The organism is Xanthomonas hortorum, from assembly GCF_040279205.1.
GTDB classification, from domain to species: Bacteria; Pseudomonadota; Gammaproteobacteria; order Xanthomonadales; family Xanthomonadaceae; genus Xanthomonas; species Xanthomonas hortorum_F.
In genome coordinates this window covers 33488-58822 of the sequence record NZ_JBEOLS010000006.1, presented here as the reverse complement: position 1 = coordinate 58822, position 25335 = coordinate 33488, and the positions used below count along the sequence as shown (strand labels likewise).

The window sequence follows — 25335 nt, the reverse complement described above, 5'->3', positions numbered from 1 at the left end:
CAAACGGGGCCGGAGCGCCCTTTACCAGACAGCATCTGCCTGCAAAGAACGCTCCAACCCCGCGCTGATGCCAATGCCAGCTTTGAATAACACGCTGCATTGGCACGCCACTTACTGCTTTGGCTTGCCAGCCGCCTGCTTTGGCTTGCTAGCCGCATCGCGCGGCGGCGCGTTTTTCACGTAGCGGTCGAACCAGTCCAGCATCTCGGCGACCACGTCTTCGGTGGATTCGCGTGCGGTGTACCAATGCGGTTCGAACGGCAGCAGCACCAGCCGCGCGGTGCCGCCGTTGCCGCGGATCGCCTGGAACAACCGCGGTGCCTGGGTGGTTTCGGTCCCGGGGTTGGCGTCGTCCATGCCGTGCACGATCAACAACGGTTCGTTGATCTTGTCGGCGTGGAAGAACGCAGACGCCTGCGCGTAGACCTCCGGCGCGGCCCAGAACGAACGGCGCTCGTTCTGAAAACCGAATGGCGTCAGCGTCTTGTTGTAGCTGCCGCTGGTAGCCGCGCCGGCGCGGAACAGGTCGGTCTGTGCCAACAGATTGGCCGTCATCAGCGCGCCGTGGCTGTGCCCGGTGACGCCGATCCGCTGGCGATCGACCACGCCCAGTTCCACCGCCTTGTCCACCGCTGCGGTGGCGTCGTCCACCAGTTGCTGCAGGTAGGTGTCGTACGCGGTCTTGGGGTCGCCGACGATGGGGAACGCGGCATCGTCGATGATCGCGTAACCGGCCAGCAGCAGCACCTGGTAGTAGCTCAGCCGGGTGAAGTCGCGTTCGCTGGCGCCGCTGACCTGGCCTGCCTTGGAGGGGTCGGCATAATCGAGCGGGTAGGCGTACAGGATCGCCGGCACGCGCGTGCCTTCCTTATAGCCGGGCGGCGTGTACAGGGTGAACGACAGCTCCACGCCGTCCTTGCGCTTGTAGGTCACCAGCCGCTTCTTGATCTGCCGCACCAACGGGGTCGGATCCAGAAAGTGGGTGACCGGCGTGGCGGTCGAGGCAAGGACCGCCTCGCCCGTGGCCGCCGTCGGCAGCGGCTGGCCCAGCGTGCGCAGATACACATTGGGCGGGTCGGTCAGCGACTGGTGCCAGGTCAACAGGCGCGACACATCGTCGCCGGCAAAACCGAAGAACAGCTCGTCCACACTCGCATCGCTGCGGAACAGCCGCTGGGTCTTGCCACTGGCCAGCTCATAGCGATCCAGAAACGGCCGGTCGCCCGCCGGCGAGGCGCCCTGCCCGCTCAGGAACAACGCACCCCGCTCTTCGCGCAGCACGGCCTGGCCGTTGGCCAGAACGCGCATCTCCGTCAGGCCGGGATCGGCGTACAGGTCGTCGGTGGACAGGTCGAACAACACCCGTCCGGCAGTGCCGGGGCGGTCGGCATCCAGCAAGGTGGTACGCCGCCAATGACGGTTTTCGTCGTATTCGTCCAGCAGCGCTTGCCCGCCTTCGGCAAACCACGACAAGCCGGAATAACGCTGCTGTACACGGGTGACTTCACGCGGTTTGGCGGTGAACGGTGCAGCCAGCGTCATCAACTTGTCGCGCGCCGGCACGCTGGTTTTCCAGTCGCCGCCATCCAGCGCCTCGGCCCAGACCAGCGTGGCCGGCTGGTTGGCGCGCCAGGAATACGCACGCGGGCCAATCGACACGCCTTGCACCGGCACCCGGTCGGCAACCGGCAGATCGGCCAGCACGCGCTCGCTGCCATTGGCCAGATCCAGCACCGCCACATCATGGGCAAACCGCGCATAGGTGGTGACGTAGGAGTACGGCTGCTTCAACCGTTCCACCAGCACGTGGCGGCCGTCGGGCGCGCCATCCACGTTGCTGTAGACCGCAGGCGTACCGAGCTTGCGCTGGCTGCCGTTGGCCACATCCACCGTGAGCAGCTGGGAGGTGGCGTAGTAGGTAAACAAGGCCTCGTCTTCGGGGCTGGCGAGCGTATCGCGTGCTTCATAGGTGCTGCTTTCGCCCTTGCCCTGGATGGTTTCCTTGACCTCCGGGCCTGGCGGCACCGCGGCCTTGCGCGGGGCGGCGCCCAGGTCTTGCGGTACCGTCTTCAGCAGCAGGGTGTCGCTGCCGCCCAGCCACTGGATCTCGCCGCCCAGCACCGGGTTGAGTTGCACACCGTCGATCCTGCGCACGTTGCCGGTGGCCACCTCGCCCACCCACAGCTCGACGCGATCGGCCGCAGTGTTGTTGAAGGCGAAGCGGCGCCCGTCCGGCGACCATACCGGCGCTGCCGGACAGGCACCGGCCGGCAGGTTCACGGCGGTCTGCCTGCCGCTTGCAACATCCACCAGGCTGAAGCCCTGCAGGCAGGAACGAATGCCGTAACCGTTGGACATATCGTGGCGGCTATGCGTGCGCGGCTCCACACGCACGCCGGCCAGCTTCAGATACGGCTCGGCCACGCGCGCGATCGGCGGGTACTGGGTGCGCTGCACCAGCAACAAGGTCTTGCCGGTTGGGTCCAACCGCGGCGACGGATTGAGCGGCGCGCGCAACACGCTCAACAATGGCTCCGGTGGCTGCCGGTAACCGCCATCGGGCGTGCCGGCAACCGCAGACACCGGCAAAAGGCTGGCAAGCACCAGTAACCCGCTCCATCGGTACGCGGTGAGCATCTCGGTAGTTCTCCGGGGAATGATCACAGCAACCTAGCACGCCGACACAACGGCTCATATGCGCGCGAACGCAGCCCTGTCGCTGCGTCCGCAGGACGCGTGCAAACGACGCAGTTACGCCGATGCCTTGAACGTGCGCGACAGGAACTCGCCGATGTACTGCGCAATCTCCGGCGCATGCGTTTCCAGCGCGAAGTGGCCCGCATCCAGCAGATGCACTTCGGCCTTCGGCAGATCCTTGCGATACGCCTGCGCGCCCGGCGGAATGAAGGCTGGATCGTGCTTGCCCCACACCGCCAGCAACGGTGGCTGATGGTTGCGGAAATACGCGTGGAATCCCGGATAGGCGGCCACATTGCTGCGGTAGTCCAGGATCAGATCGAGCTGGATCTCTTCAGCACCCGGGCGCGCCATGTAGGCGATGTCCAGCGTGTAGCCATCGGGCGACAGCTTGCTCGGGTCGGCACCGGTGCCGTACTGCCAGTCGCGGATGGTTTGCGGCGACAAGGAGGCGCGACATGCCTCGCGATTGGCTGCGGTTGGCTCACTCAGGGCTGCAAACGATCGCCCCGCCCTGCCACCAAGGACGATGCCAGCAGCAACACGCTTGCACCCACGAAGGTGGCACCAATGGAGACATGATCCAGCAGGACACCGCCTGCGGCGCCACCCAGCATGATGGAGAGCTGGATCGCGGCAACCATCAAGCCGCCACCACTTTCCGGCGCATCCTTGATGCAGCGGCTCAGCCAGGTGGACCACGCCACCGGCATCGCCGCATTGAGCGTGCCCCAGGCGATCATCGCAATTGCCACAGCCCACACCACGTGGCCGGCGAGCAGCATGCACATGGTCGCCACACCCAGCGCGACCGGCAGCACCGTGAGCAGGGTGAACAAGCGCTTGGGCACCAGCGCGGTGGCCGCATAGGTCCCGACGAACCCGGCCAAACCCAGGCCAAGCAGCAACAACGACAGTTGCGATACGTCGACCTGCGCAATGGTTTCCAGAAACGGGCGAAAGTAAGTGAATGCGGAGAACGCGCCGGCAAACCCGAGCATCACCGCCAGCATGGCGCGCGCAACATAGCGACGCTTCAACAAGGTGACGATACCGCTCAGCGAGGTGGCGCCTTGCGCGGGCATCGATGGCAGGCTGCGCCATTGCCAGACGATGGTGAGCGCAACCAACGGCAACATGCCCCAGAACACCCCACGCCAGCCGATGGTCGCGCCCAGATAGCTGCCCAACGGCGCGGCGAATGCGGCAGCCACCGCGTTACCGATAAATACAATGCCCAAGGCCTTGGGCACCGCATGCTCGGGCATAATGCGCATCACCGTGGCGGTGGACAGCGCCCAGAAACCCCCGATGGTGATGCCGAGCAGCGCACGCGCAACCATCAACATGCCGAAGCTGTGCGCGTTGGCGATCAACAACAGCGACACCAACATCACCGTGGTCAGCGTGAGCAGCACATGGCGCCGGTTGAAGCGCGACGACAGCGGTGCGATCAGCAAGCTGGCGACCACGGCGAACAGGCCGGAGATCGAAATCGCCTGCCCGGCCATGCCAGCGCTTGCGTGCAGATCCGCAGCGATCGGCGTGAGCAGGCTCACCGGCATGAATTCGGAGGCGATCAACAACGCAACGCACAGCGACATCGAGCCGACCGCGCTCCAGGTCTGGCGTGTTGCTGCGGGTGCGGCACGGGATGGTGTGTCTGTGGCGAGCGAACTGGCTGGCATGTGGGGGCCTTGCGCGAAGAGTGGATGCGGCAAGAACGCCACGCCGCAAGCGCGCGATGTAGCGCCGCTCGAGAGCGAACCTGGCGTTCGAGAGGGATGCGCTGCAAGCAGCGATGCGACGCATCGACATGCCACTGCAGCGACGCACGACGGGCGCAGGATGCTGCGGCTCGGGCGTGCGCGTATCTGGAGGTGCTGCAGCTTACGCAGGCAGCGGGCGGCGATAAAGATGGCTGATCCGCACGGGCTTATGAAGCCCGCTCATCAACGGCGTGCTTGCATCGAACGCCTATCCAAGCCGCGCATCTATCAGCCTTTGTAGCGCAACGCATCGACCACCAGGTTGAACGCCGGCGAGGAATGCCGGCGACTGGGATAGAACGCGTGCAAGCCCGGCCAGGTCGGCGACCAATCCTTCATCACCCAGCGCAGGCGCCCGGCCTTGAGATGCGGGCGCGCCAGATCTTCCTGCACGAACGCAATGCCGAAGCCATCCACCGCCGCGTCCAATGCTTCGTAGGTGCCGTTGAAGGTCAGCTGGCCATCCACGCGCACAATGACCTCGCGGCCGTCTTTTTCCAGTTCCCAGGCGTAGATGCCGCCGGCGGTTTTCATGCGCAGGTTGATGCAGCTGTGCGCGGTGAGATCCTGTGGCGTCTTGGGGATGGGCCGGCGCGCGAGATAGGACGGTGCCGCGACGATCGCCATACGCATGTCCGGCGCGATGCGCGCGGCGATCATGTCTTTTTCGACTTGGTCGCCCAGGCGCACGCCCAGGTCGTAGCGGTCGGCCACGATGTCGGTCAGACCGTTGTCGACCACGATCTCGACCTTGATGTCCGGGTACTGACGCAGCAGCCTGGACAACTTGGGCCACAGGATCGCGCGCGCGGCGTAGTCGGTCGCGGTGATGCGCACCGTGCCTGCAGGCGTGTCGCGCATCTCGCTGAGCGCGGACAACGCCTCTTCGATTTCTGCAAAGCGCGGCGCCACCGTCTGGATCAGGCGCTCGCCGGCTTCGGTCGGCGCCACGCTGCGCGTGGTGCGGGTCAGTAACCGCAGCCCGAGGCTGGCTTCCAACCCACGAATGGTGTGGCTCAGCGCCGATTGCGAGACACCCAACTTGGCTGCAGCACGCGTGAAGCTGCCCTCGCGAACGATGGCGATCAGCGCCAGCAGGTCCTTGAAACTGTCGCGGGCCATTGGTGAATCCGATTCATGGAATGTAGGCGACTGTAGCAGCCGTTCGGCTGCGAGGCGGCGGCGCTTCTGCCGCTTTTCCTACGGGGCACCAATGCACGCGGCTTGCGCAGCAATGGCGCGCGTGCGTTGGTGCGCCCGCGCCGCAAGCGAGGGCCGGGCCGGGCCGGGGCGCGGATTGGGGATTGGGGATTGGGGATTGGGGATTGGGGTGACGGTACGTGGCGAAGCAAGCGATGCGTTACGTCTGAAGGCGCGTGGCGACGCGTTTGTCATTGAGAGACTGACAGCTCTCTGCGGCGCACCCTTATCCGCCCCTATGGGCACCTTTTTCCTTCAGGAGAGGTGATACCAAAGCCCCTCTCCTGCGGGAGAGGGGTTGGGGTGAGGGTATGGCCGCCCAGCATTCTCGACGCTGCCGTACCCTCATCCGCCCCTTCGGGGCACCTTCTCCCGATGAGAGAAGGAAAAACCGCAGCCGCCACCGCCCGTCGCATTTTTTGCAACGCCTGACCCTAAAAAAACCGCTTTGGGGTGACGGGGGAGGGTTCGTATAGTCGATTGGACGGCTGCCGACTGCCGTGCACGCTCCTGTCGCCATCGCTGCAAGGGCGACCAACTGTCGGCGCGCCCCCCTTTCCACCCCGCCTGCGGAGGTTCCATGCGTCAGCATCTTTCGCCTTGCGGTCCGCGCAGCGCCTGTGAAACAAAGTACCTGCACGGCGCAACATGCTGAGCGCTCCAATCACCGCAGCAACCGACCATTGCTCCGGCGCACGCGCGGTGGCGCGCTGCGATGCACTGGGCGTCGCACCGTACAGCGACACACCCGGCGGCCTGTTCCGCGCCTGGCTCAGCCCGGCGCATCGCGCGGCCACCGCGCAGGTGAGCGAGTGGATGCGCCAGGCCGGCATGCAGGTGCGACTGGACGCAGCGGCCAATCTGATCGGCCGCTACGACGGCGCACATGCAGATGCGCCGGCACTGCTGATCGGCAGCCATCTGGACAGCGTGCGCGATGCCGGCCGCTACGACGGCCCGCTCGGCATCCTGCTCGGCATCGAATGCGTGGCCGCGCTGCATGCACAGGGTCGGCGCCTACCGTATGCGATCGAAGTCATCGCCTTCGGCGACGAAGAAGGTTCGCGTTTCCCGGCATCGATGTTCTGCAGCCGCGCCGTAGCCGGCACACTGGATCCGGCCACACTCGCCGTGGTCGATGCCGACGGCGTCGAGGTGGCGGCCGCACTGACCAACTGGGGCCTGGATATCGCAGCGATCGGCCACGCCGCACGCGCACCGGGCAGCGTGCTGGCCTATCTGGAAACCCATATCGAACAAGGCCCGGTGCTGGAAGCCGAAGGCCTGCCGGTCGGCATCGTCACCGCCATTGCCGCGCAACGGCGCTTCGCGCTGCGCTTCGACGGCCGCGCCGGCCATGCCGGCACCACCACGATGGGCTTGCGCCGCGACGCGTTGAGCGCAGCGGCCGACGCACTCCTGGCGATCGAGCGCATCGCCCGCGCCGGCAGCGACGATCTGGTCGCCACCGTCGGCAAACTGCAGGTCGCGCCCGGCGCCACCAACGTGGTGCCGGGCCGGGTGGACTGCACGCTGGACGTGCGCGCAGGCGACGATGTCAGCCGCGATGCGGCCGTGCTACAGATCGAACACGCACTCGCACAGATCAGCAAGGAACGCGGCATCGCCATCGCCATCGACCCGTTGCAGACACTCGCCGCCAGCCCCTGCGCACCGGCGTTGATCGCGCGCCTGCAACACGCAGTCGCCGCGCAAGGCATCGCGCCGCGCCAACTGGTCTCCGGTGCCGGCCACGATGCGATGGTGATGGCAGCGCTGTGCCCTACCGCAATGCTGTTCGTGCGCTGCGCCGGCGGCATCAGCCATCATCCGGACGAACACGTCGCCCCGGCCGATGCCGAGGTTGCCTTGGCGGTCATGCGCCACTTCATCGAACACCTGGGAGATCCCCTTGTCACCTGATCTGCGTCACCTGCACACCTTCGGCGAACTCGATCCCCCGCAGCGGCTGTTGATGGGCCCGGGCCCGGTCAACGCACATCCGCGCGTGCTGCGCGCGATGGCGGCCGATCTGCTCGGCCAGTTCGACCCGGAAATGACCACCTACATGAACGAGGTGATGGCGCTGTACCGGCCGCTGTTCGGCACCGAGAATCGCTGGACGTTTCTGGTCGATGGCACTGCGCGCGCCGGCATCGAAGCTGCCTTGGTCTCGCTGGTCACCCCGGGCGACCGCGTGCTGGTCATCAACTTCGGGCGCTTCGGTTTGTTGCTCACCGAAATCCTGGGCCGCCTAGGTGCCGAGGTGCATACGGTGGATGCGCCCTGGGGCGAGGTGGTGCCGCTCAGCGCGATTGCCGAAGCGATCGAGCGCGTGGCACCCAAGCTGGTGGCCACCGTGCACGGCGACACCTCCACCACGATGGCGCAGCCGCTGGATGGCCTCGGCGCGCTATGCCGCGCGGCCGGCGCGCTGAGTTACGTGGATGCCACCGCCACCATCGGCGGCATGCCCATCGCCAGCGATCGCTGGGACGTGGACGTGGTCACCGGCGGCCTGCAGAAATGCCTGGGCGGGCCATCCGGCTCGGCACCGATCACCGTGTCCAACGCGGCGGCCGAAGCGATCTTCGCGCGCCGCCATGTCGAACGCGGCATCGTGCGCGACGACATCGTCAACGGCAGCGGGCCGCGCATCGCTTCGAATTATTTCGATCTGGCGATGATCATGGATTACTGGTCCGACAAACGCCTCAACCACCACACCGAAGCCACCACCATGCTCTACGGCGCCCGCGAATGCGCGCGCGTGGCCCTGCAGGAAGGATTGGACGCACGCTTCGCCCGCCATGCTGCGGCCGGGCGTGCGGTGAGCGCCGGCATCCGCGCATTGGGGCTGGAGGTGTTCGGTGACGATGCGCACCGCATGACCAATGTCACCGGCGTGGTGATTCCGCCAGGCATCGACAGCGATGCGGTGCGCCGGCGCATGCGCGAGGATTTCGAGATCGAAATCGGCACCGCGTTTGGGCCGTTGCAAGGCAAGATCTGGCGCATCGGCGCGATGGGCTACAACGCGATGAAGCACAAGGTGTTGATTACCTTGGCCGCGCTGGAAGCGGTGTTGCGCGCCGAAGGTTACGCCTGCACACCAGGGCTGGCGGTGGAAGCCGCACTGGCGGCCTGGCATGCGGAGCCGCATGCATGAGCACAACGCGCGACCTGGTCGGCTATGGCACCACCCCGCCTGCGGCGCAGTGGCCCGGTGGCGCGCGCATCGCGGTGCAGTTCGTCATCAACTACGAAGAGGGCGCGGAGAACTGCGTGCTCAACGGCGATGCCGGCTCGGAGGCGTTTCTATCGGAAATGGTCGGCACGCAATCGCAACCCGGCGCACGCGCCATGGCGATGGAAAGCCTGTACGAATACGGCAGCCGCGCCGGCTTCTGGCGGCTGCATCGGCTGTTCACTGCGCGCAACGTGCCAGTGACCGTGTTCGGCGTTGCGCAGGCATTGGCCTCCAATCCCGACGCAGTCGCCGCGATGCAGGCCGCCGACTGGGAGATCGCCAGCCACGGCCTGCGCTGGATCGATTACCAGCATGTGGATGCGGCCACCGAGCGTGCGCATATCGCCGAAGCCATCGCCGTGCACACCCGCGCCACCGGCAGCCGCCCGCTGGGCTGGTACCAGGGCCGCACCAGCCCCAACACCGCGCGGCTGGTCGCCGAGGAAGGCGGCTTTGTCTACGACGCCGATAGCTACGCCGACGATGTGCCGTATTACGATAATCGCCATGGCCGTGCGCAGTTGATCGTGCCGTACACGCTGGATGCCAACGACATGAAGTTCGTCGCCTACAACGGCTTTGCCGATGGCGAGCCGTTCTTCCGCTATCTGCGCGACAGCTTCGAGCAACTGCGCAGCGAAGGCGGGCGCATGCTGTCGATCGGCCTGCACGGGCGCATCGTCGGCAAGCCCGCACGCGCGGCGGCGTTGGCACGGTTTGTCGATCACGTGCTGGACAGCGGCGATGCCTGGATCACGCGCCGCATCGACATCGCGCGCCACTGGCTGCAGGTAAACCCGGCATGAGCATCCACGCCTCCGACATCGATCTGCCCGAGGTGATCGCGCAAGTGACTGCCGCCTTCCATGCCTACGAGGATGCCTTGATGGGTGACGACATCGCCGCAATGGACGCGCTGTTTCACGCCGCGCCAAGCACGGTGCGCTATGGCGTGGGCGAAGTGCTGTACGGCATCGAGGCGATCCGCGCGTTCCGCATCGGCCGCGGTGGCTCGCCGCAGCGCCAGCTCGCGCATGTGCAAGTGCACGGCTTTGGCCACGATTTCGCTACCACGCATGCGGAATTCGTTCGCGACGGCAGCAGCGCGCGCGGCCGCCAGAGCCAGAGCTGGGTGCGCTTTGCCGATGGCTGGAAAGTGGTGGCCGCGCATGTCTCCCTGCAAGGCACGCACGCATGAGCGTGGTCGATGCCAACGCGCTGGACAATGCCGCCTTCGTGGCACGCTACCGCGAGTTGTTCGAGCACTCGCCGTGGGTGGTGGAACGCGCCGCACAACGGCGCCCGTTCGACGATGTACATCGCGGACTGATGCAGGTGGTGCTGGAGGCATCGCAGGTGGATCAGATCGCCCTAATCCGCGCGCACCCCGAGCTGGCCGGCAAGGCGGCCATTGACCGCACACTCACCGCCGCCTCGGCCGCCGAACAGGCCTCGGCCGGGCTGGACCGGCTCAGCGAAGCCGAGTTCAAGCGCTTCCATGCGCTCAATCAGGCGTATCGCCATCGTTTCGGATTTCCATTCGTGATCTGCGTGCGGCTGCACGACAAGGCCGGCATTCTGGCCGCGCTGGAACGGCGGCTGGACGCATCGCGCAACGAAGAAATTTCCACTGCCCTCGCCGAGATCGGCAAGATCGTTCACCTGCGCCTGGAGGCACTGCCATGAGCCTGGCCCAACTCGAACGCGAGCTCCACCACGATCTGCAACGCCTGGCCCACGGCGGCGACGCATGGACGCAGCCGCGCGTTCATCCGGCCGGGCATGTCTATGACGTGGTGATTGTCGGCGCGGGCCAGAGCGGCTTGGGCGCGGCGTTCGCGCTGCAACGCGAGCGCGTGCACAACGTGCTGATCATCGACGAAAACCCCGTCGGGCAGGAAGGCCCCTGGGTGACCTACGCGCGCATGCAGACCTTGCGCACGCCCAAGCAGATCACCTCGATCGACCTGGGCGTGCCATCGCTGACCTTCCGCGCCTGGTGGGAGGCGCAACACGGCGTCGCCGGCTGGGACGCACTCGACAAGATTCCACGCGGCAGCTGGATGGACTATCTGCGTTGGTACCGCGCCGTGCTGCGCCTGCCGGTGCGCAATGCCACGCAACTGGCACGAGTGGAACCGGACGTGGCGCCAGGCATCCACCGCCTGCATCTGGCGATGGGCGCGCCGCTGCTGACGCGCAAACTGATCCTGGCCACCGGCATCCAGGGCGGCGGGCAATGGATGGTGCCGGAGTGGATCAGCAGCGCGCTGCCCGCGCAGCGTTACGCCCATACCTCCGGCCATATCGATTTCGCTGCACTGGCCGGCAAGCGCGTGGGCATTCTGGGCGGCGGCGCCTCGGCATTCGACAACGCCTGTTTCGCGCTGGATCAAGGCATCGCCCGTGCCGAAGTGTTCGTGCGCCGCAGCGAATTGCCGCGTATCAATCCGTTCCGCCACATGGAGCAGGCCGGCATCATTCCGCGCTTTCTGACGCTGCCCGATGCGGACAAGTACCGCATGATGGCCAGCTTCTTCGCACACAACCAGCCGCCCACCAACGACACCTTTCAACGCGCCTGCGCGCATGCCGGCTTTGCGCTGCATCTGGGCGCGCCGTGGCTGGAGGTGGCCGAGCGCGAGGGCGCCGTGGTGGTGCGCACGCCGCAGGGCGAACATTGCTTCGATTTTCTGGCGGTAGCCACCGGCCTGGTCACCGACCCGCAGCTGCGCCCGGAACTGGCCGCGCTGTCCGGCCGCATCGCCTGCTGGGCCGACCGCTACCAGCCGCCGCCGGGCCAGGCCAATGCGGTGCTGGATGCGCACCCGTATCTGGGGCCGGGCTTCGAATTGCTACCACGCACGCCCGAGGATGCCGCGCTGCTGCATGGGCTGTTCGCCTTCAACTATTCGGCGCTGATCAACCACGGCCCCTCGGCGGCGGCACTGTCCGGGCTCAAGGTCGCGTTGCCACGGCTGGCCCGCGCGGTGGCCGATCAGCTGTTTCTGGACGACCGCAAGGCCATCGTCGACAGCTACCTGGCCTACGACCAGCCCGAATTCGTCGGCCAATGGCCACAACCGACCCAGGCGGTAGCATGAGCACGCTCTCTACGCATGTGCTGGATACCGCCAGCGGCCGCCCCGCCGCAGGCGTCGCATTGCGCCTGTTCGTCGGCGAGACGCTGTGCTTCGAGGGGGTCACCAACGTCGATGGGCGCTGCCCGGAACTGGCCGCGCTCACGCTGCAATCCGGCCGTTATCGGCTGGAATTCGAGGTGGCCGCCTACTGGCGCACGGCCGGCACTGCGCTGAGCGACCCGCCGTTTCTGGAGCAGGTGCCGATCGCCTTCGGCATCGCCGGCGAGGGCCACTATCACGTGCCGTTGCTGCTCTCGCCGTACGGGTATTCCACCTATCGCGGCAGCTGAGCGACTTCAAGTCCGCAACGGACAGGGTCGGCATATGCCGCGTTGCGCATCGGCCCCGTAGAATGACGCCTTTCCGGCGACAGGCCGGGGCCCCGGAATTGTCATGATCCACAACGATGTACTGCGCAGCATCCGTTACATGCTCGACCTCAGCGACGACAAGGTGGTGGAAATCACCCACCTGGCCGACCCGGAGTTCGCGCTCGACAAGGCGCAGTTGCAGGCCTGGCTGAAGAAGGAAGACGAGCCCGGCTTCGAGCCCTGCCCCGACGCGATGATGGCGCGCTTTCTCGATGGCCTGGTGCTGCGCTTCCGCGGCCGCGACGAGAGTCAGCCGGTGCGCCCGCTGGAAACCAAGGTCGGCAACAACCTGGTGCTGAAGAAGCTGCGGGTGGCCTTCGAGCTGAAGGACGTGGACATGCACGCGATCTTCGCCAGCGCCGGCTTCCCGTTGTCCAAGCCGGAACTGTCTGCGCTGTTCCGCCAGCCCGGCCACAAGAATTTCCGCCCCTGCCTGGACCAGTTGCTGCGCGCCTTCCTCAAAGGCCTGACCGCCCGGATGCGCGAAGCGGGTTGATGCCTGGGTGGTGAGATTGGCCTGGCCTGGCCGTCTGCCGCGTGTCACGAGCAACGGGTTGCCGGTTGCCGGTGCAGCTTGGGACTTTTCAACGCGGTGCGGCTAGGTCAGTAGCAGAGCAGCTGATCTGCGGCTTGGCTGCAGGGCCCTTGCCCGCCCACCATCGCGGGACACGCCGCAAGTACGTCCATGTAGGCTCTTACGCGACGGTGGGCGGGCAAGGACTCGTCAAAATGGTCGGTCTGCGCAGCTTTCAAGAAAGCAACCGACTACTTCTCTGGTAGGGTGAAGGCACCGCGCACTCGACCGACAAGGCTTTTACCTGAGATTCTGATTGCATCTAAACGGCGCTACGACTCAAGTCACAGCGTGTCGAAGTGATTGCTCAGCGCGGGTAGATCAGTTGCAGAGCGGATGATCTGTGGGTTTGCTGCAGGGCCCCTGCCCGCCCACCATCGCAGGACACGCCGCAAGTACGTCCTTGTAGGCTCTTACGCGGCATCCATGCCGCGTAAGGTCCCGCGACGGTGGGCGGGCAAGGACCAATCGAGATGGTTGGTGTGCAGGGTGCAAGCAGTGCATGACGCGCTTCTGATTCGCCAGCTCTCATGTGGGTGCGACCCGCAACAGCAAGCCAATGCAACGAGATGGCTCGCTTTTCATCCAACCACCGACCAACTTTATGGCGCGGTGTCCTCACCGCTTGCGGGACCGTGTGGCGGCATGGATGCCGCCACCGAGCCCGCAGGGATGGGTTCACGGCGTGTCCCGCGAGCGGTGAGGGCACCGCGCCCTCGACCAGCTAGGCTGTTGACCTAGCTGTTAACTTCATCCAGGCGGGTGCCGGGCATTTCTACTCGTGGTCCCGTGTCACGCAGCAGCCGCCAACCGCGGCCGGCGTGCATCCAGGCGGAACACCGATACCGCTTCGCTCAGTTCCACGGCCTGCTCTTCCATCGCACGTGCTGCGGCAGAGGCTTCTTCCACCAGTGCGGCATTGCGCTGGGTGGTTTCGTCCATGTCGTTGACGGTACGGGCGACCTGCTCGATGCCGGACGATTGTTCGCGCGATGCCGCCGAAATCTCCGCGATCAAGGTCGTGACCTGCTGCACCGACTGCACGATCTGCTGCATGGTCTGTCCGGCCTGATCCACGCGTGCGCTGCCGCGCTCCACGCTGGCCACGGAGGCATCGATCAACTGCTTGACCTCCTTGGCCGCGCCGGCCGAACGCTGGGCCAGCGCGCGCACTTCCGAGGCCACCACTGCAAAACCACGGCCCTGTTCGCCGGCACGTGCGGCTTCCACCGCTGCGTTCAATGCCAGGATATTGGTCTGGAACGCGATGCCGTCGATGACGCTGATGATCTCGGCAATCTTCCTGGACGAGCCTTCGATCTCGCCCATGGTGTCGACCACGCTGGCCACCATCTCGCCACCACGGCTGGCGATCTCTGCGGCAGCCTGCGCGCCGCGGCTGGCCTGCTGCGCAGTCTCCGAATTCTGCCGCACAGTGGAGGTGAGTTCTTCCATCGAGGCGGCGGTTTCTTCGAGGTTGGCGGCCTGTTGTTCGGTGCGCTGGGCAAGATCGTTGTTGCCGGCGGCGATTTCCGCCGACGCGGTGCGAATGGTCTGCGCGGCCACGGTGATGTCGCCGACGATATCGGTCAGGCGCTGCACGGTGGCGTTGGCATCGTCGCGCATGCGCGCGAACACGCCTTGCTGATTGCCGTGCATGCGTGCGGTCAGATCGCCCTCGGCAATGGCCTTCAGCAGCTGCGACAACTCGGCCAGATTCTGGTCCACGTTCTGCATCAAGCCATTGAGGCCGGTGACCATGCCGCGGAATTCGAACTGGTAGGCCTCGGCATTGCCGCGGGTGGCGAAGTCGCCGGCCGCAGCCGCGTCGACCAGGCCACGGATTTCGCCATTGATCGCCGCCAGGTTGCGCTTGGTGGCATCCATCGCTTCGGTGATCTGCGCTTTTTCGCCAGGCAAACGCGGCATGTCCACCGACATGTCGCCCACCGCGTAACGCTGCATCACCTGCAGCATGCCGCCGATCAATTCCACCTGCGCGCCGATCAACCCGTTGGTGTCGTCGACCATGCGGCCGTACGCGCCCGGGAAGGCCTGCGCGTCCATGCGGTAACTCATCTGCCCGGCTTCATGGCGCTGCGCCATGTCGGCCTGCGCGGTGGACACATCGGTGAGCGTGTTGACCACCTGGCCCATCGCCTGACCGAGCAAACCGATTTCATCGCGATTGCTCACCGCCGCGCGTGCCGACAGATCGCCGGCTGCCACCAGGCGTGCCGCACGTGCAACGGTTTCGATCGGGCGCACGATCGAGCGGCGGATCCACCAGCCCAGCACCGCGACCAGGCACAGCGCCGCAGCGATCGTGGCGACCGCCGAGTACACCAGCTTGTGCTGCGCCGATTGCGAACTGGCCAGCACCGCCGCATCGGCCAGGGTCTTGCTGCGCGTCACCAGTTCTTCGAGCGTGTGGCTGGGCGCGCGGTCCTGGCCCTTGACCAGCTGGTCGCCCACCTGGGTGTCGTAGCCGGCCTGCGCAAACTTGCCCAGCGCCGCTTCGTAATTGACCTGCAAGGCCAGATGCGCCTTGGCAAACTCCTGCGCCAGCGCGCGCGCCTGCGGATCCTGGGTTGCCTTGGCCAGCGCCTCGGTACCGGCCTGCACCTTCTTGCCGTCCTGACGGAAGGCGCTCAGATGCTTGTCCAGCTGCGCCGGATCGCGGCCGCGGATCAGCACGTTCTTCCATTCCTGCACCTGCAGGCGGAAATCGCGGCTGATCTCCTCGCTGCTGGAGGCATGCGCCACTTCCGGCGGCACCTTGCCCGACAGACTCAACCATGCCGTGCCCAGGCCGCCGAGTGCGCAAAGCAAGATGACCGCCAGACCCAGCGCGAGCGCGCCGAGCAGTTTGCTTTGCAGGCTGACGAACGCCGGGGTGGCAGCAGACATGGGTGAATCCAATAACGGGGATTACACCAGTTATCGACGCGCCTGCGCGGGTCTGAAGCGGTCTCGACCGCCGGATCAGCCAGGGATGCCTAGGCAGGCATGCCGTCGCTCGCGATTCCCTGACAGCCTTTACCCACCCGCCCGACCATCGCGCCGATTCGGGTGGCCCCGTATCCTTCCCGCGCATGACCGACCCCGCTTTTCCGATCTCCCCGCTATTGCCCGACATCCGCAACAGCCTGGCCGCCCATCCGCGCCTGGTGCTGGAAGCGCCACCCGGCGCCGGCAAGACCACGCAAGTGCCGCTGGCGCTGCTGGACGCACCATGGCTGGCCGGTCGCAAGATCGTGATGCTCGAACCGCGCCGCGTGGCCGCCCGTAGCGCGGCGATGTTCATGGCGCGCCAGCTCGGCGAGCCGGTCGGCGAGACGGTGGGCTACCGCATCCGCTTCGAGAACAAGACCTCCGCGCGCACCCGCATCGAGGTCGTCACCGAGGGCATCCTGACCCGGTTGATCCAGGACGACCCGATGCTGGAGAGCATCGGCGCACTGCTGTTCGACGAATTCCACGAACGCCATCTGGCCGGCGACCTCGGTCTGGCGCTGGCGCTGGATGTGCAGGCACAGGTGCGCGAAGACCTGCGCATCGTGGCGATGTCGGCCACGCTCGATGGCGAGCGCCTGGCCGGCTTTCTAGACGCACCACGCCTGAGCAGCGCCGGGCGCAGTTTCCCGGTGGGGATCGCGCACTTTCCCGCGCGCCGCGACGAAGCGCTGGAGCCGCAGACGCGCCGCGCGGTGGAACACGCCTTGTCTACCCATCCGGGCGATGTGCTGGTGTTCCTGCCCGGCCAGCGCGAGATCGCGCGCGTGCACAGCGCGTTGCAAGAGGTGCTGGACCCGGCGGTGCAGGTGCTGCCGCTGCATGGCGAACTGCCGGTCGAGGCGCAAAGCCAGGTACTGCAACCCGACCCGTCAGGGCGCCGGCGCGTGGTGCTGGCGACCAATGTGGCCGAGTCCTCGGTGACCCTGCCCGGCGTGCGCGTGGTGATCGACAGCGGGCTGGCGCGCGAGCCGCATTACGACCCCAACAGCGGCTTCTCGCGGCTGGACATCACCACCATTGCACAAGCCTCGGCCGACCAACGCGCCGGCCGCGCCGGGCGCGTGGCCAGCGGTTGGGCGTACCGGCTGTGGCCGCAATCGCAACGGCTGGAACCGCAGCGGCGTGCCGAAATCACCCAGGTGGAACTGGCCGGCCTGGCACTGGAACTGGCCGCCTGGGGCAGCGCCGCGCTGCGTTTTGTCGATGCACCGCCCGCCGGCGCGCTCGCCGCCGCACACGAATTGCTGCAACGGCTGGGCGCACTCACCGGCAGCGGCGGCATCACTGCCGTAGGCCGGCGCATGCTCGCGCTGGGCACGCATCCGCGCCTGGCCGCAATGCTGGCGCAAGCCGGCGATGCCCCGCGCGTAGCGCTTGCCTGCGACCTGGCCGCCTTGCTGGAAGCGCGCGACCCGCTGCGTCAGGGCGGCGATGGGCTGGCTGCGCGCTGGCGTGCGCTGGCCGCATTCCGCCAAGGCCGCAGTGGGCACGACGCGAACCGCGGCGCCCTGGCCGCGATCGACAGCGCCGCCAAACAATGGCGACGCCGGCTGCGTTGCGACAGCGCACCGCCCGCCAGCGTGGAGGCGCATGCACTCGGCGATCTGCTCTCGCACGCCTTCCCCGACCGCATCGCTGCGCGCCACCCTGCGGACCCGCTGCGCTACCTGCTCGCCAACGGCCGCAGCGCGCGCCTGTTCGACCACAGCGACCTGCGCGGCGAACCCTGGCTGGTCGCCAGCGAATTGCGTTACGAGGCCAAGGACGCGCTGCTGCTGCGCGCAGCACCGGTGGACGAAGGCTATCTGCGCCGCAGCGTGCCCGAGCGCTTCGTGCAGCAGGATCTGGTGCAGTGGGATGCGGACAAGCGCGCGTTGGTCGCGCGCCGGCAATCGAGCTTCGACCGCATCGTGCTCGACAGCCGCCCGGCCGGCCGCGTCGATCCCGCCCAGGCTGCCAGCGCACTCACCGAGGCGGTACGCCAACTGGGCCTGGATGCCCTGCCCTGGACCGACGGCCTGCGCCAATGGCGCGCACGCGTGCAGTCGCTGTGCGCCTGGATGCCGGAACTCGCGTTGCCCGATCTCTCCGATGCAGCCCTGATGGCCACGCTGGAGACCTGGCTGCGCCCGGCGTTCGTCGGCAAAACCCGGCTCGACGCACTCGACGAAAGCAGCCTGGGCGAAGCGCTCAAGGCCGCCTTGCCGTGGGACCGCCGCCAGTTGATCGACCGCCACGCGCCCACCCGGATCAGCGTGCCCTCGGGCATGGAGCGGCAGATCAGCTACGCCGTCGATCACGCCGAGCAACCGTTGCCGCCGGTGCTGGCGGTCAAGCTGCAGGAACTGTTCGGCCTGGCCGAAACTCCGCGCATCGCCGACGGCCGCATCCCGTTGACCTTGCACCTGCTCTCACCAGGTGGGCGACCGTTGCAGGTCACACAGGATCTGAAAAGCTTCTGGGTGACGACGTATCCGGAGGTCAGGAAGGAGATGAAGGGGCGGTATCCCAGACATCCATGGCCCGACGATCCGTGGACAGCAGCGGCAACGCACAGAGCAAAACCGCGCGGCACGTAATAGCCCCTCTCCCGTCGGGAGAGGGGTTGGGGTGAGGGTACGGGCGAAGCACTCGCGTTGCTCAACTGCACGTGGCTTCGCTCGTACCCTCATCCGCCCCTGCGGGGCACCTTCTCCCGATGGGAGAAGGAAAGTGCCGCACATGCCCATCAGATCTGTTTTTATCGCTACCTCAGACTCCCATGCACCAACACCCCGCATCATTACTTAACCGCAACCCAAACAAGCTCCACCACCGCTAACACCGTCTATACGCACCAGCCCACACACTGCGGACCACGTACTCAGAAAGGAAACGCCTCCAATGAGCAAGCTGACTGTGATCACCGAACGCGCCCTGGAGCGTGCCCTGGAACTGGCTGGCACTGCCGGCGACCATTTGCGTCACGCCGCGTCCGATGCGGGCGACAAGGCACGCAACGCGGGCAGCAGCCTGCGTCATTTCAGCCCGGGCGCCAGCGAATGGCTCAAGACCGGCGCCGCGCTGGGTGCCGTGCGTACCGGCGGCAAGGTCGTCAGCAAGGCGGTCAAGCGCAACCCCGCCATCACCGTGGCAGCGGCCGTCGCCGGCCTCGGCCTGATCGGCTATGCGGTGTATCGCAAGCGCCAGCGTGATCAGCAGGTACTTGGCGGCAATGTGCATCGTTTCGATCGCGAAAACGCCAGCAACGCCAGCGCACGTCGCGCGGCCTACCAGCGTCGCGGTGCAGTGACCCCGAGCGACGGCATCGAATAAGCCATCTCTCCAGGTCAATCAGACAATGCCACGGCCCTGCGCCGTGGCATTGTCGTTTGTGGATCTGGATTCAACCGCATCCGCGACGATTTAGCGCCGCGTTCTGCTTGGCCGCGCGTGATGGGTTTCATCCGCGCGCCACTGCCCAGGTGCGAGCGCATCCAACCTCCAGTCACCGATCGCCACGCGGATCAGACGCAAGGTGGGCAGACCCACCGACGCGGTCATGCGCCGCACCTGACGGTTACGGCCCTCTGTGATCTGCAGTTCCAGCCATGCGTCGGGCACGGTCTTGCGCACGCGTACCGGCGGATCGCGCGGCCACACCTGCGGTGACGGATCGATGCTGCGCACCTTGGCCGGACGGGTCGGGCCGTCGTTGAGCACCACGCCATCGCGCAAGGCCTGCAACTGCGAAGGCGCAGGCGTACCTTCCACCTGCACCCAATAGGTCTTGGGTTGTTTGTGGCGCGGGTCGGTCAAACGGTGCGCCAATGCGCCATCGTCGGTCAGCAATAGCAGCCCTTCGCTGTCGTGATCCAGACGGCCGGCCGCGTACACGTCGGCGGGCAAGCCGAATTCGGCCAGCGTGCGTTTGGGCGGCTGCGAGCGGTCGCTGAATTGCGACAGCACGCCATAGGGTTTGTTCAACAACACCAACATGCCAGTCCCGTTGCGTCAGAGCGATGCACAACGCCAGCAGGACGCAATGCGCGTGCGTGGCGTCATGCGTTGGTTGGCGGTGTGCAAACAGCTGCATGCCGAACGCGCACTGCGCGCCGGCATGCAGGCACTGCCTCACTGCTTGACGAACTTCAAGGTCATGCGGTCGCTCTCGCCGATCGCCTTGTACTTGGCATCGTCGGCCTTGTCATGGCTGTTGCTCGGCGGCAACGTCCACACGCCACCGGCATAGTCCTTGGTGTCGCGCGGGTTGGCATTGACCTCGCTCTTGCCGGCCAGTTTGAAACCGGCCGCTTCGGCCATCGCAATCAACTGCGCCTGGCCCACGTAACCGCTCTTGTCATCCGCCGGCACATCGGCCTTGGCACGATGCTCCACCACGCCGAGTACGCCGCCGGGCTTGAGCACCTTGTAGAAGCCACTGAACATCGCCTCGGCATTACCGGCCATGCGCCAGTTGTGCACGTTGCGGAAGGTCAGCACCAGGTCGGCCGAATTGTCCACGCCAAACGAGGGCGTCTTCGGCACATACGACACGAACGCGGGCTTGCCATACACCTGCGGCTTGGCCTGGAACTTCTTTTCCAGCTCGTCGCGCCCGCGCTGCGCGGAATCGCGGCCACGGCCTTCCGGCACCGCCGCCGGGTCGACCACCGCTGCTACGTACTTGCCCTTCTCGCGCAGATACGGCGCCAGAATTTCCGAATACCAGCCGCCGCCCGGTGTGATCTCGATAACGGTCTGGGTCGGCTTGATGCCGAAGAACGCCAGCGTCTGACCCGGATGGCGATACACGTCGCGCTGCACATACACACGGTCGCGCCAGTTGCCGTCAATGGCCGCCTGCAGCGCCGCATCCGGCGCCGGCAGGGTTGCGCTATCGGCCGGTTTGATTGCCATTGCCAGCGGCGCGCTCATCGCCACTGCCATCCCCACCACACATGCACACACCAGCTTGTTGCGGATCATCACAGCGCCCTTTACGGGAAAAAGTAGCGCGAGCCTAGCATGCGATTTGGAGCCTGCCATGTGCAGGACTTCGCATGCTGCACTGCGCGCGACGCACCACATGTTCAAATTCTGTGAGGCATTGCGGCAGCTAGGCGGAACGCTGAATCCACGTTGGTGTCACACGCAACGCCGGCGTGCATGACTATCCTGTTCGGCAGTTTGGAATCAGGAGCTTTCACCATGACTTACTCCCGCGCGCTGGGCCGCTCCGGCCTGCAGATTCAACCGATCGTCTTCGGTGGCAATGTGTTCGGCTGGAGCGCCGATGAAGCGACCTCGTTTGCGCTGCTCGATGCCTTCGTCGATGCCGGTTTCAATCTGATCGATACCGCCGATGCCTACTCCGGCTGGGTGCCTGGCAACCATGGCGGCGAATCGGAAACCATCATCGGGCGCTGGCTCGCGCGCAGTGGCAAGCGCGACAAAGTGTTGATCGCCACCAAGGTAGGCAAGTGGAGCGAACATCCAGGCTTGTCGCCGGAAAACATCGTCGCAGCTGTGGAGGATTCGCTCACGCGTCTGCAGACCGACGTGATCGATCTATATCAGGCGCACGCAGACGACGAATCGATTCCGCTGGAAGCCACACTGGCCGCGTTCGGCCGCTTGATCGAACAAGGCAAGGTGCGCGCGATTGGCGCCTCCAACTACAGCGCCGCACGCCTGCGCGATGCACTGGATATTTCCGAGCAATACAAATTGCCACGCTACGAAAGCCTGCAGCCGGAATACAACCTCTACGACCGCGTCGGTTACGAAGCCGAGCTGGAACCGCTGGTACGCGAGCGCGAGATCGGTGTGATCAGTTATTACTCGCTGGCCAGCGGCTTTCTCACCGGCAAGTACCGAAGTGCAGACGACGCCAACAAGAGCAGCGCGCGCGGTGCGTCGGTGGTCAAGCAGTACGTCAATCCGCGTGGCTTGCGCATCCTGCAGGCGCTGGACGATCTGGCCGCCACGCACACCGCCACACCCGCGCAGATCGCCTTGGCCTGGTTGATCGCGCGGCCGGGCCTGAGCGCACCGATCGTCAGTGCCACCAGCGTGACCCAGCTACACGACGTACTGGCGGCAGCGCGCGTGTCGCTGAGCGCCGATCAGATTGCGCAGCTGGATAGCGCAAGCGCGCCGGATCGTTCCGAAGCCGCTTGACGCCTCGCCTCTGCAGCGCATGTAACCCATCGCACGCACTCCCTCGCGCAGCCGCCGTGCGGCTGTGCTCCCTCGACCGCGCACGCGTGGTCCTTTCCGCGAGGAATTCCGCATGACATCGATCACCAACCGCCGCATCGTGCTGGCCTCACGCCCGCACGGCGAGCCAAGCGCTGACAACTTCCGCCTGGAAGAGGTCGCCTTGCCGCCCACCGGGCACGAGCAGATTCTGGTGCGCAATCGCTTTCTCTCGCTCGACCCGTACATGCGTGGACGCATGGACGAAGGCCCGTCCTACGCCGCACCGGTGGAGATCGACGCGGTGATGGAAGGCGGCACCGTGGGCGAAGTGCTCGAATCCCATCACCCCGACTATCAACCCGGCGATCTGCTTGTGCTGCCGGGCGGCTGGCAGACGCATAGCCTGTTCACCCCTGACACGCCATTACGCAAGCTGCCCAAGGACGATGCCTTGCCGCTGAGCACCGCGCTCGGCGTGTACGGCATGCCCGGCTTCACCGCCTACGCCGGCCTGCATGAAATCGGCAAGCCGCAGGCGGGCGAAACCCTGGTGGTTGCGGCCGCCAGCGGCCCGGTCGGCGCCACCGTGGCGCAGCTGGCACGCCTGCAAGGGTTGCGCGTGGTGGCCATTGCCGGTGGCGCAGAAAAGGTGCGTTACCTGCGCGAGACGCTGCGCGTGGATGTGGCACTGGACCATCGCGCCGACGACTTTGCCGAGCAGTTGCGCACCGCCACGCCGGACGGCATCGACATCTATTTCGAAAACGTCGGCGGCAAGGTGTTCGACGCGGTGTTGCCGCAGTTGAACGCGTTCGCACGCATCCCGGTGTGCGGCGTGATCGCCACCTACAACAGCCGTGGCCAGGCGCTGCCGGGGCCGGACCGTCTGCCGGAGTTCATGGGTCAGGTGCTGCGCAAACGACTGACCGTGCGCGGCTTCATCCAGCACGATTTCATTCGCCTGATGCCCGCCTTCCTGCGCGAAATGGGCCAGTGGCTGCGCGAAGACCAGATTCAGTATCGCGAACACGTGCTGCACGGCCTGGACAGCGCACCGCAAGGCCTGATCAGCCTGCTGCGCGGCGAAAACTTCGGCAAAGCCGTCGTCGCGCTCGACTAAATAACTGACATCGCCTCGCATACCCCCGCTTTTACGATTCCCCATTCCCCATTCCCGATTAACAAAGGAACACAATGACAGTCCCCGCATTCGGCCTCGGCACCTTTCGTCTCAAGGACCAGATCGTCATCGACTCGGTGCGCAATGCGCTGGAGTTGGGCTACCGCGCCGTCGATACCGCGCAGATCTACGATAACGAAGAACAGGTCGGTCAGGCCATTGCCGCCTCCAACGTGCCGCGTGATCAGCTGTATCTGACCACCAAGATCTGGGTCGACAAGTTCGGCCGCGATGCCTTGCTGCCGAGCCTGCAGGAAAGCCTGCGCAAGCTCGGCACCGAGCATGTCGATCTCACCCTGATTCACTGGCCCTCGCCGAAAGATCAGGTGCCAATGCGCGAGTATCTGGAAGCACTGGCGCAGGCAAAGCAGCAGGGCCTGACCCGCGCGATCGGTGTATCCAACTTCACCATCGCACTGATCAAGCAGGCCATCGAGATCCTGGGCGCCGACGCCATCGCCACCAACCAGATCGAAGTGCATCCCTACCTGCAGAACCGCACCCTGATCGCGTTCCTTCGCGAGCAAGGCATCCATGTCACCTCGTACATGACGCTGGCGGTCGGCGAAGTGTTGAAGGATCCGGTGATCGAGGCGATTGCCGCGCGCCACGACGCCACACCGGCACAGGTGACCTTGGCCTGGGCGTTGCAGCAGGGGTATTCGGTGATTCCGTCCTCGACCAAGCGCGAAAATCTTGCAAGCAATCTCAAGGCGCAGTCGTTGCAGCTGAGCGAGCAGGACATGAGCGAGATTGCCGCACTCGAACGCGGTCAGCGCCTGGCCAATCCGAAGGCGATCGCACCCGACTGGGATTGAGTTCTCGGTTTTCCACGTGGCATCGCCCGGTACGGGGCGTAACAGCCGCGACGACCGCTCGTCGTCGCGTGCTGGTTGCACGTGACAGGCGCTGCTACGGTGCCAGCCACAGGGGGGTAAGTCTCGACAACGGAGTCCTACCCATGCACACCGCATCCGTCTTGACCCGCCGCGTCGTCAACCTCGACGCAGAGATCGCCTATTGGCGCGATGTCCACGCCGAAGGCCATCTGGGCGGCTACGATTTTGCCGACTATGCTCGGCTGCTCAAGCTCGGCTACGACATTTATCTGGCTTACCCGCGCGCTACCGAGGCGCAGCTCTACCGCGTGTTGCAGGACGGCTTTTACCACTATCAACCGATGCTGTCGGTGCCCTGGGATGAGGCGCGCTGGATCGTGCGGCATGCGTGGCGGCATATGGAAGAGGCGGCCGTTCGGCACTGAAGCGGCGCCTCGAACAATTGCGCAGCCGCTCAGCCACGCAGTGCCGCAATAAACGCTTAGTTCAACTGCCCCATCGCCATCGCCTGGCGATCGATGCGGTGTTTTTCGGCCAATGCCTGCATGCCTTGCAGGGTGGCAGCGATCAGGCTGGCATACCGCAGCCGCCACAAGTTGGCGCGGTCGTTATCGTCGTGGGTGCTGCCCAGGCCATCCAGCACCTGCGGCAGACGCCGATCGGCCAACGCCGAGGCAGCCAGATAGGGCTTTGCCGGCGCGATCACATCCACCGGTTCGCGCCAGTCGTTGGCCACCTGCCGGGCGATGCCGGCCAGATGCGAGAGCTGGTGCATGCCGATCAGCGTCTCGTGCAACATCTCGCGGCAAGCCCATTGCCACAGCGCCACCTTTTCCGATGGATTCTGGGCGATCTCGGTCAGCGCCAGATCAACCTTTTCGATGCGTGAGTCGAGCATTGCGGAGCTCCGATGCTGCTGTGCAACATAATTCACACCATACGCCGTGAGAGTCAAGTGAGCCAGCCGCTAAAAAGATGTCAGCGTGCAGGTGCTCGACCCGTTTCACGCTTTGCAGTTGCCGTTTGTTCGGATAAAGGGGTGCGGCACCCTGACTTCCTGCCCATGGCGGTGCGCATCGCCACGCGTAATGCTGGGGTCCTCCGATTCCAG

General features: G+C 65.8%; 21 protein-coding genes and 1 pseudogene. 14 read left to right on the top strand and 8 right to left on the bottom strand.

Annotated features, from left to right (window positions below; translation table 11 throughout):
• Nucleotides 1-111: 111 nt before the first annotated feature.
• The 4 genes and pseudogenes from ABS769_RS04375 to ABS769_RS04360 form a co-directional block, all read right to left on the bottom strand.
• A complete protein-coding gene (locus ABS769_RS04375; protein ID WP_317061075.1) occupies nucleotides 112-2637 on the bottom strand; it encodes a S9 family peptidase in 2526 nt (841 codons plus the stop codon).
• 114 nt (nucleotides 2638-2751) lie between these two features.
• Nucleotides 2752-3183, bottom strand: a pseudogene (locus ABS769_RS04370) (alpha/beta fold hydrolase); the annotation flags it as partial.
• Between the two features lie 2 nt (nucleotides 3184-3185).
• Complete coding sequence (locus ABS769_RS04365; RefSeq protein ID WP_317061074.1) at nucleotides 3186-4385, bottom strand: MFS transporter; 1200 nt, start codon at nucleotides 4383-4385, stop codon at nucleotides 3186-3188.
• A 309-nt stretch (nucleotides 4386-4694) separates the two neighbouring features.
• Entirely contained in the window at nucleotides 4695-5588 is an 894-nt protein-coding gene (locus ABS769_RS04360) for a LysR family transcriptional regulator (RefSeq protein WP_317061073.1), read from the bottom strand.
• A 726-nt stretch (nucleotides 5589-6314) separates the two neighbouring features.
• Between ABS769_RS04360 and ABS769_RS04355 the strand changes: the two genes are divergently transcribed.
• From ABS769_RS04355 to ABS769_RS04320, 8 genes are all read left to right on the top strand, one after another.
• Complete coding sequence (locus tag ABS769_RS04355) at nucleotides 6315-7589, top strand: allantoate amidohydrolase (RefSeq protein WP_317061072.1); 1275 nt, start codon at nucleotides 6315-6317, stop codon at nucleotides 7587-7589.
• Nucleotides 7579-8835: a pyridoxal-phosphate-dependent aminotransferase family protein gene (locus ABS769_RS04350; RefSeq protein ID WP_317061071.1), complete on the top strand. Its 1257-nt coding sequence runs from the start codon at nucleotides 7579-7581 to the stop codon at nucleotides 8833-8835. Before ABS769_RS04355 ends, ABS769_RS04350 begins: the two co-directional genes overlap by 11 nt.
• A complete protein-coding gene (gene puuE / locus ABS769_RS04345) occupies nucleotides 8832-9722 on the top strand; it encodes an allantoinase PuuE (protein WP_317061070.1) in 891 nt (296 codons plus the stop codon). The genes ABS769_RS04350 and puuE overlap by 4 nt, the downstream gene beginning before the upstream one ends.
• Nucleotides 9719-10114, top strand: a complete 396-nt coding sequence (gene hpxZ / locus ABS769_RS04340; protein ID WP_317061069.1) for an oxalurate catabolism protein HpxZ — start codon at nucleotides 9719-9721, stop codon at nucleotides 10112-10114. The genes puuE and hpxZ overlap by 4 nt, the downstream gene beginning before the upstream one ends.
• The gene (gene uraD, locus ABS769_RS04335) at nucleotides 10111-10602 is read left to right on the top strand and encodes a 2-oxo-4-hydroxy-4-carboxy-5-ureidoimidazoline decarboxylase (RefSeq protein WP_317061068.1); all 492 of its coding nucleotides are present in this window, start codon (nucleotides 10111-10113) and stop codon (nucleotides 10600-10602) included. The genes hpxZ and uraD overlap by 4 nt, the downstream gene beginning before the upstream one ends.
• The gene (gene hpyO, locus ABS769_RS04330) at nucleotides 10599-12020 is read left to right on the top strand and encodes an FAD-dependent urate hydroxylase HpyO (protein ID WP_317061067.1); all 1422 of its coding nucleotides are present in this window, start codon (nucleotides 10599-10601) and stop codon (nucleotides 12018-12020) included. Before uraD ends, hpyO begins: the two co-directional genes overlap by 4 nt.
• Nucleotides 11990-12349 (top strand): hydroxyisourate hydrolase, encoded by a 360-nt coding sequence (uraH, locus tag ABS769_RS04325; protein ID WP_317061066.1) that lies wholly within the window; start codon nucleotides 11990-11992, stop codon nucleotides 12347-12349. The genes hpyO and uraH overlap by 31 nt, the downstream gene beginning before the upstream one ends.
• A gap of 103 nt (nucleotides 12350-12452) precedes the next feature.
• Nucleotides 12453-12926, top strand: a complete 474-nt coding sequence (locus ABS769_RS04320) for a DUF1456 family protein (RefSeq protein WP_023902212.1) — start codon at nucleotides 12453-12455, stop codon at nucleotides 12924-12926.
• Between the two features lie 870 nt (nucleotides 12927-13796).
• Here the strand turns inward: ABS769_RS04320 and ABS769_RS04315 are convergent.
• Nucleotides 13797-15914, bottom strand: coding sequence for a methyl-accepting chemotaxis protein (locus ABS769_RS04315; protein WP_317061065.1), 2118 nt, complete (start codon nucleotides 15912-15914; stop codon nucleotides 13797-13799).
• 185 nt (nucleotides 15915-16099) lie between these two features.
• Here ABS769_RS04315 and hrpB point away from each other — a divergent pair, with 185 nt between their 5' ends.
• Together hrpB and ABS769_RS04305 are read left to right on the top strand one after the other, a co-directional pair.
• Complete coding sequence (hrpB, locus tag ABS769_RS04310; RefSeq protein WP_317061064.1) at nucleotides 16100-18601, top strand: ATP-dependent helicase HrpB; 2502 nt, start codon at nucleotides 16100-16102, stop codon at nucleotides 18599-18601.
• 304 nt (nucleotides 18602-18905) lie between these two features.
• On the top strand, nucleotides 18906-19337 hold the full coding sequence (locus ABS769_RS04305; protein ID WP_317061063.1) for a hypothetical protein: 432 nt from the start codon (nucleotides 18906-18908) through the stop codon (nucleotides 19335-19337).
• Nucleotides 19338-19427: 90 nt separating this feature from the next.
• Here the strand turns inward: ABS769_RS04305 and ABS769_RS04300 are convergent, their stop codons facing one another.
• Both ABS769_RS04300 and ABS769_RS04295 read right to left on the bottom strand, forming a co-directional pair.
• A complete protein-coding gene (locus ABS769_RS04300; RefSeq protein ID WP_205393325.1) occupies nucleotides 19428-20000 on the bottom strand; it encodes a pseudouridine synthase in 573 nt (190 codons plus the stop codon).
• A 135-nt stretch (nucleotides 20001-20135) separates the two neighbouring features.
• Nucleotides 20136-20990 (bottom strand): class I SAM-dependent methyltransferase, encoded by an 855-nt coding sequence (locus ABS769_RS04295; RefSeq protein WP_043908307.1) that lies wholly within the window; start codon nucleotides 20988-20990, stop codon nucleotides 20136-20138.
• A 222-nt stretch (nucleotides 20991-21212) separates the two neighbouring features.
• On the opposite strand from ABS769_RS04295, the gene ABS769_RS04290 reads away from it, so the two are divergent.
• The 4 genes from ABS769_RS04290 (at nucleotide 21213) to ABS769_RS04275 (ending at nucleotide 24649) form a co-directional block, all read left to right on the top strand.
• On the top strand, nucleotides 21213-22184 hold the full coding sequence (locus ABS769_RS04290; protein WP_317061062.1) for an aldo/keto reductase: 972 nt from the start codon (nucleotides 21213-21215) through the stop codon (nucleotides 22182-22184).
• A 112-nt stretch (nucleotides 22185-22296) separates the two neighbouring features.
• On the top strand, nucleotides 22297-23325 hold the full coding sequence (locus tag ABS769_RS04285) for an NADP-dependent oxidoreductase (protein ID WP_317061061.1): 1029 nt from the start codon (nucleotides 22297-22299) through the stop codon (nucleotides 23323-23325).
• A 74-nt stretch (nucleotides 23326-23399) separates the two neighbouring features.
• Complete coding sequence (gene dkgB, locus ABS769_RS04280) at nucleotides 23400-24203, top strand: 2,5-didehydrogluconate reductase DkgB (RefSeq protein WP_317061060.1); 804 nt, start codon at nucleotides 23400-23402, stop codon at nucleotides 24201-24203.
• Between the two features lie 143 nt (nucleotides 24204-24346).
• Complete coding sequence (locus ABS769_RS04275) at nucleotides 24347-24649, top strand: hypothetical protein (protein WP_023902203.1); 303 nt, start codon at nucleotides 24347-24349, stop codon at nucleotides 24647-24649.
• 56 nt (nucleotides 24650-24705) lie between these two features.
• Here the strand turns inward: ABS769_RS04275 and ABS769_RS04270 are convergent, their stop codons facing one another.
• Nucleotides 24706-25122 carry a hypothetical protein gene (locus ABS769_RS04270; RefSeq protein ID WP_043888840.1) on the bottom strand — a complete coding sequence of 139 codons (417 nt, stop codon included), beginning with the start codon at nucleotides 25120-25122 and terminating at the stop codon, nucleotides 24706-24708.
• Nucleotides 25123-25335 lie beyond the last annotated feature (213 nt).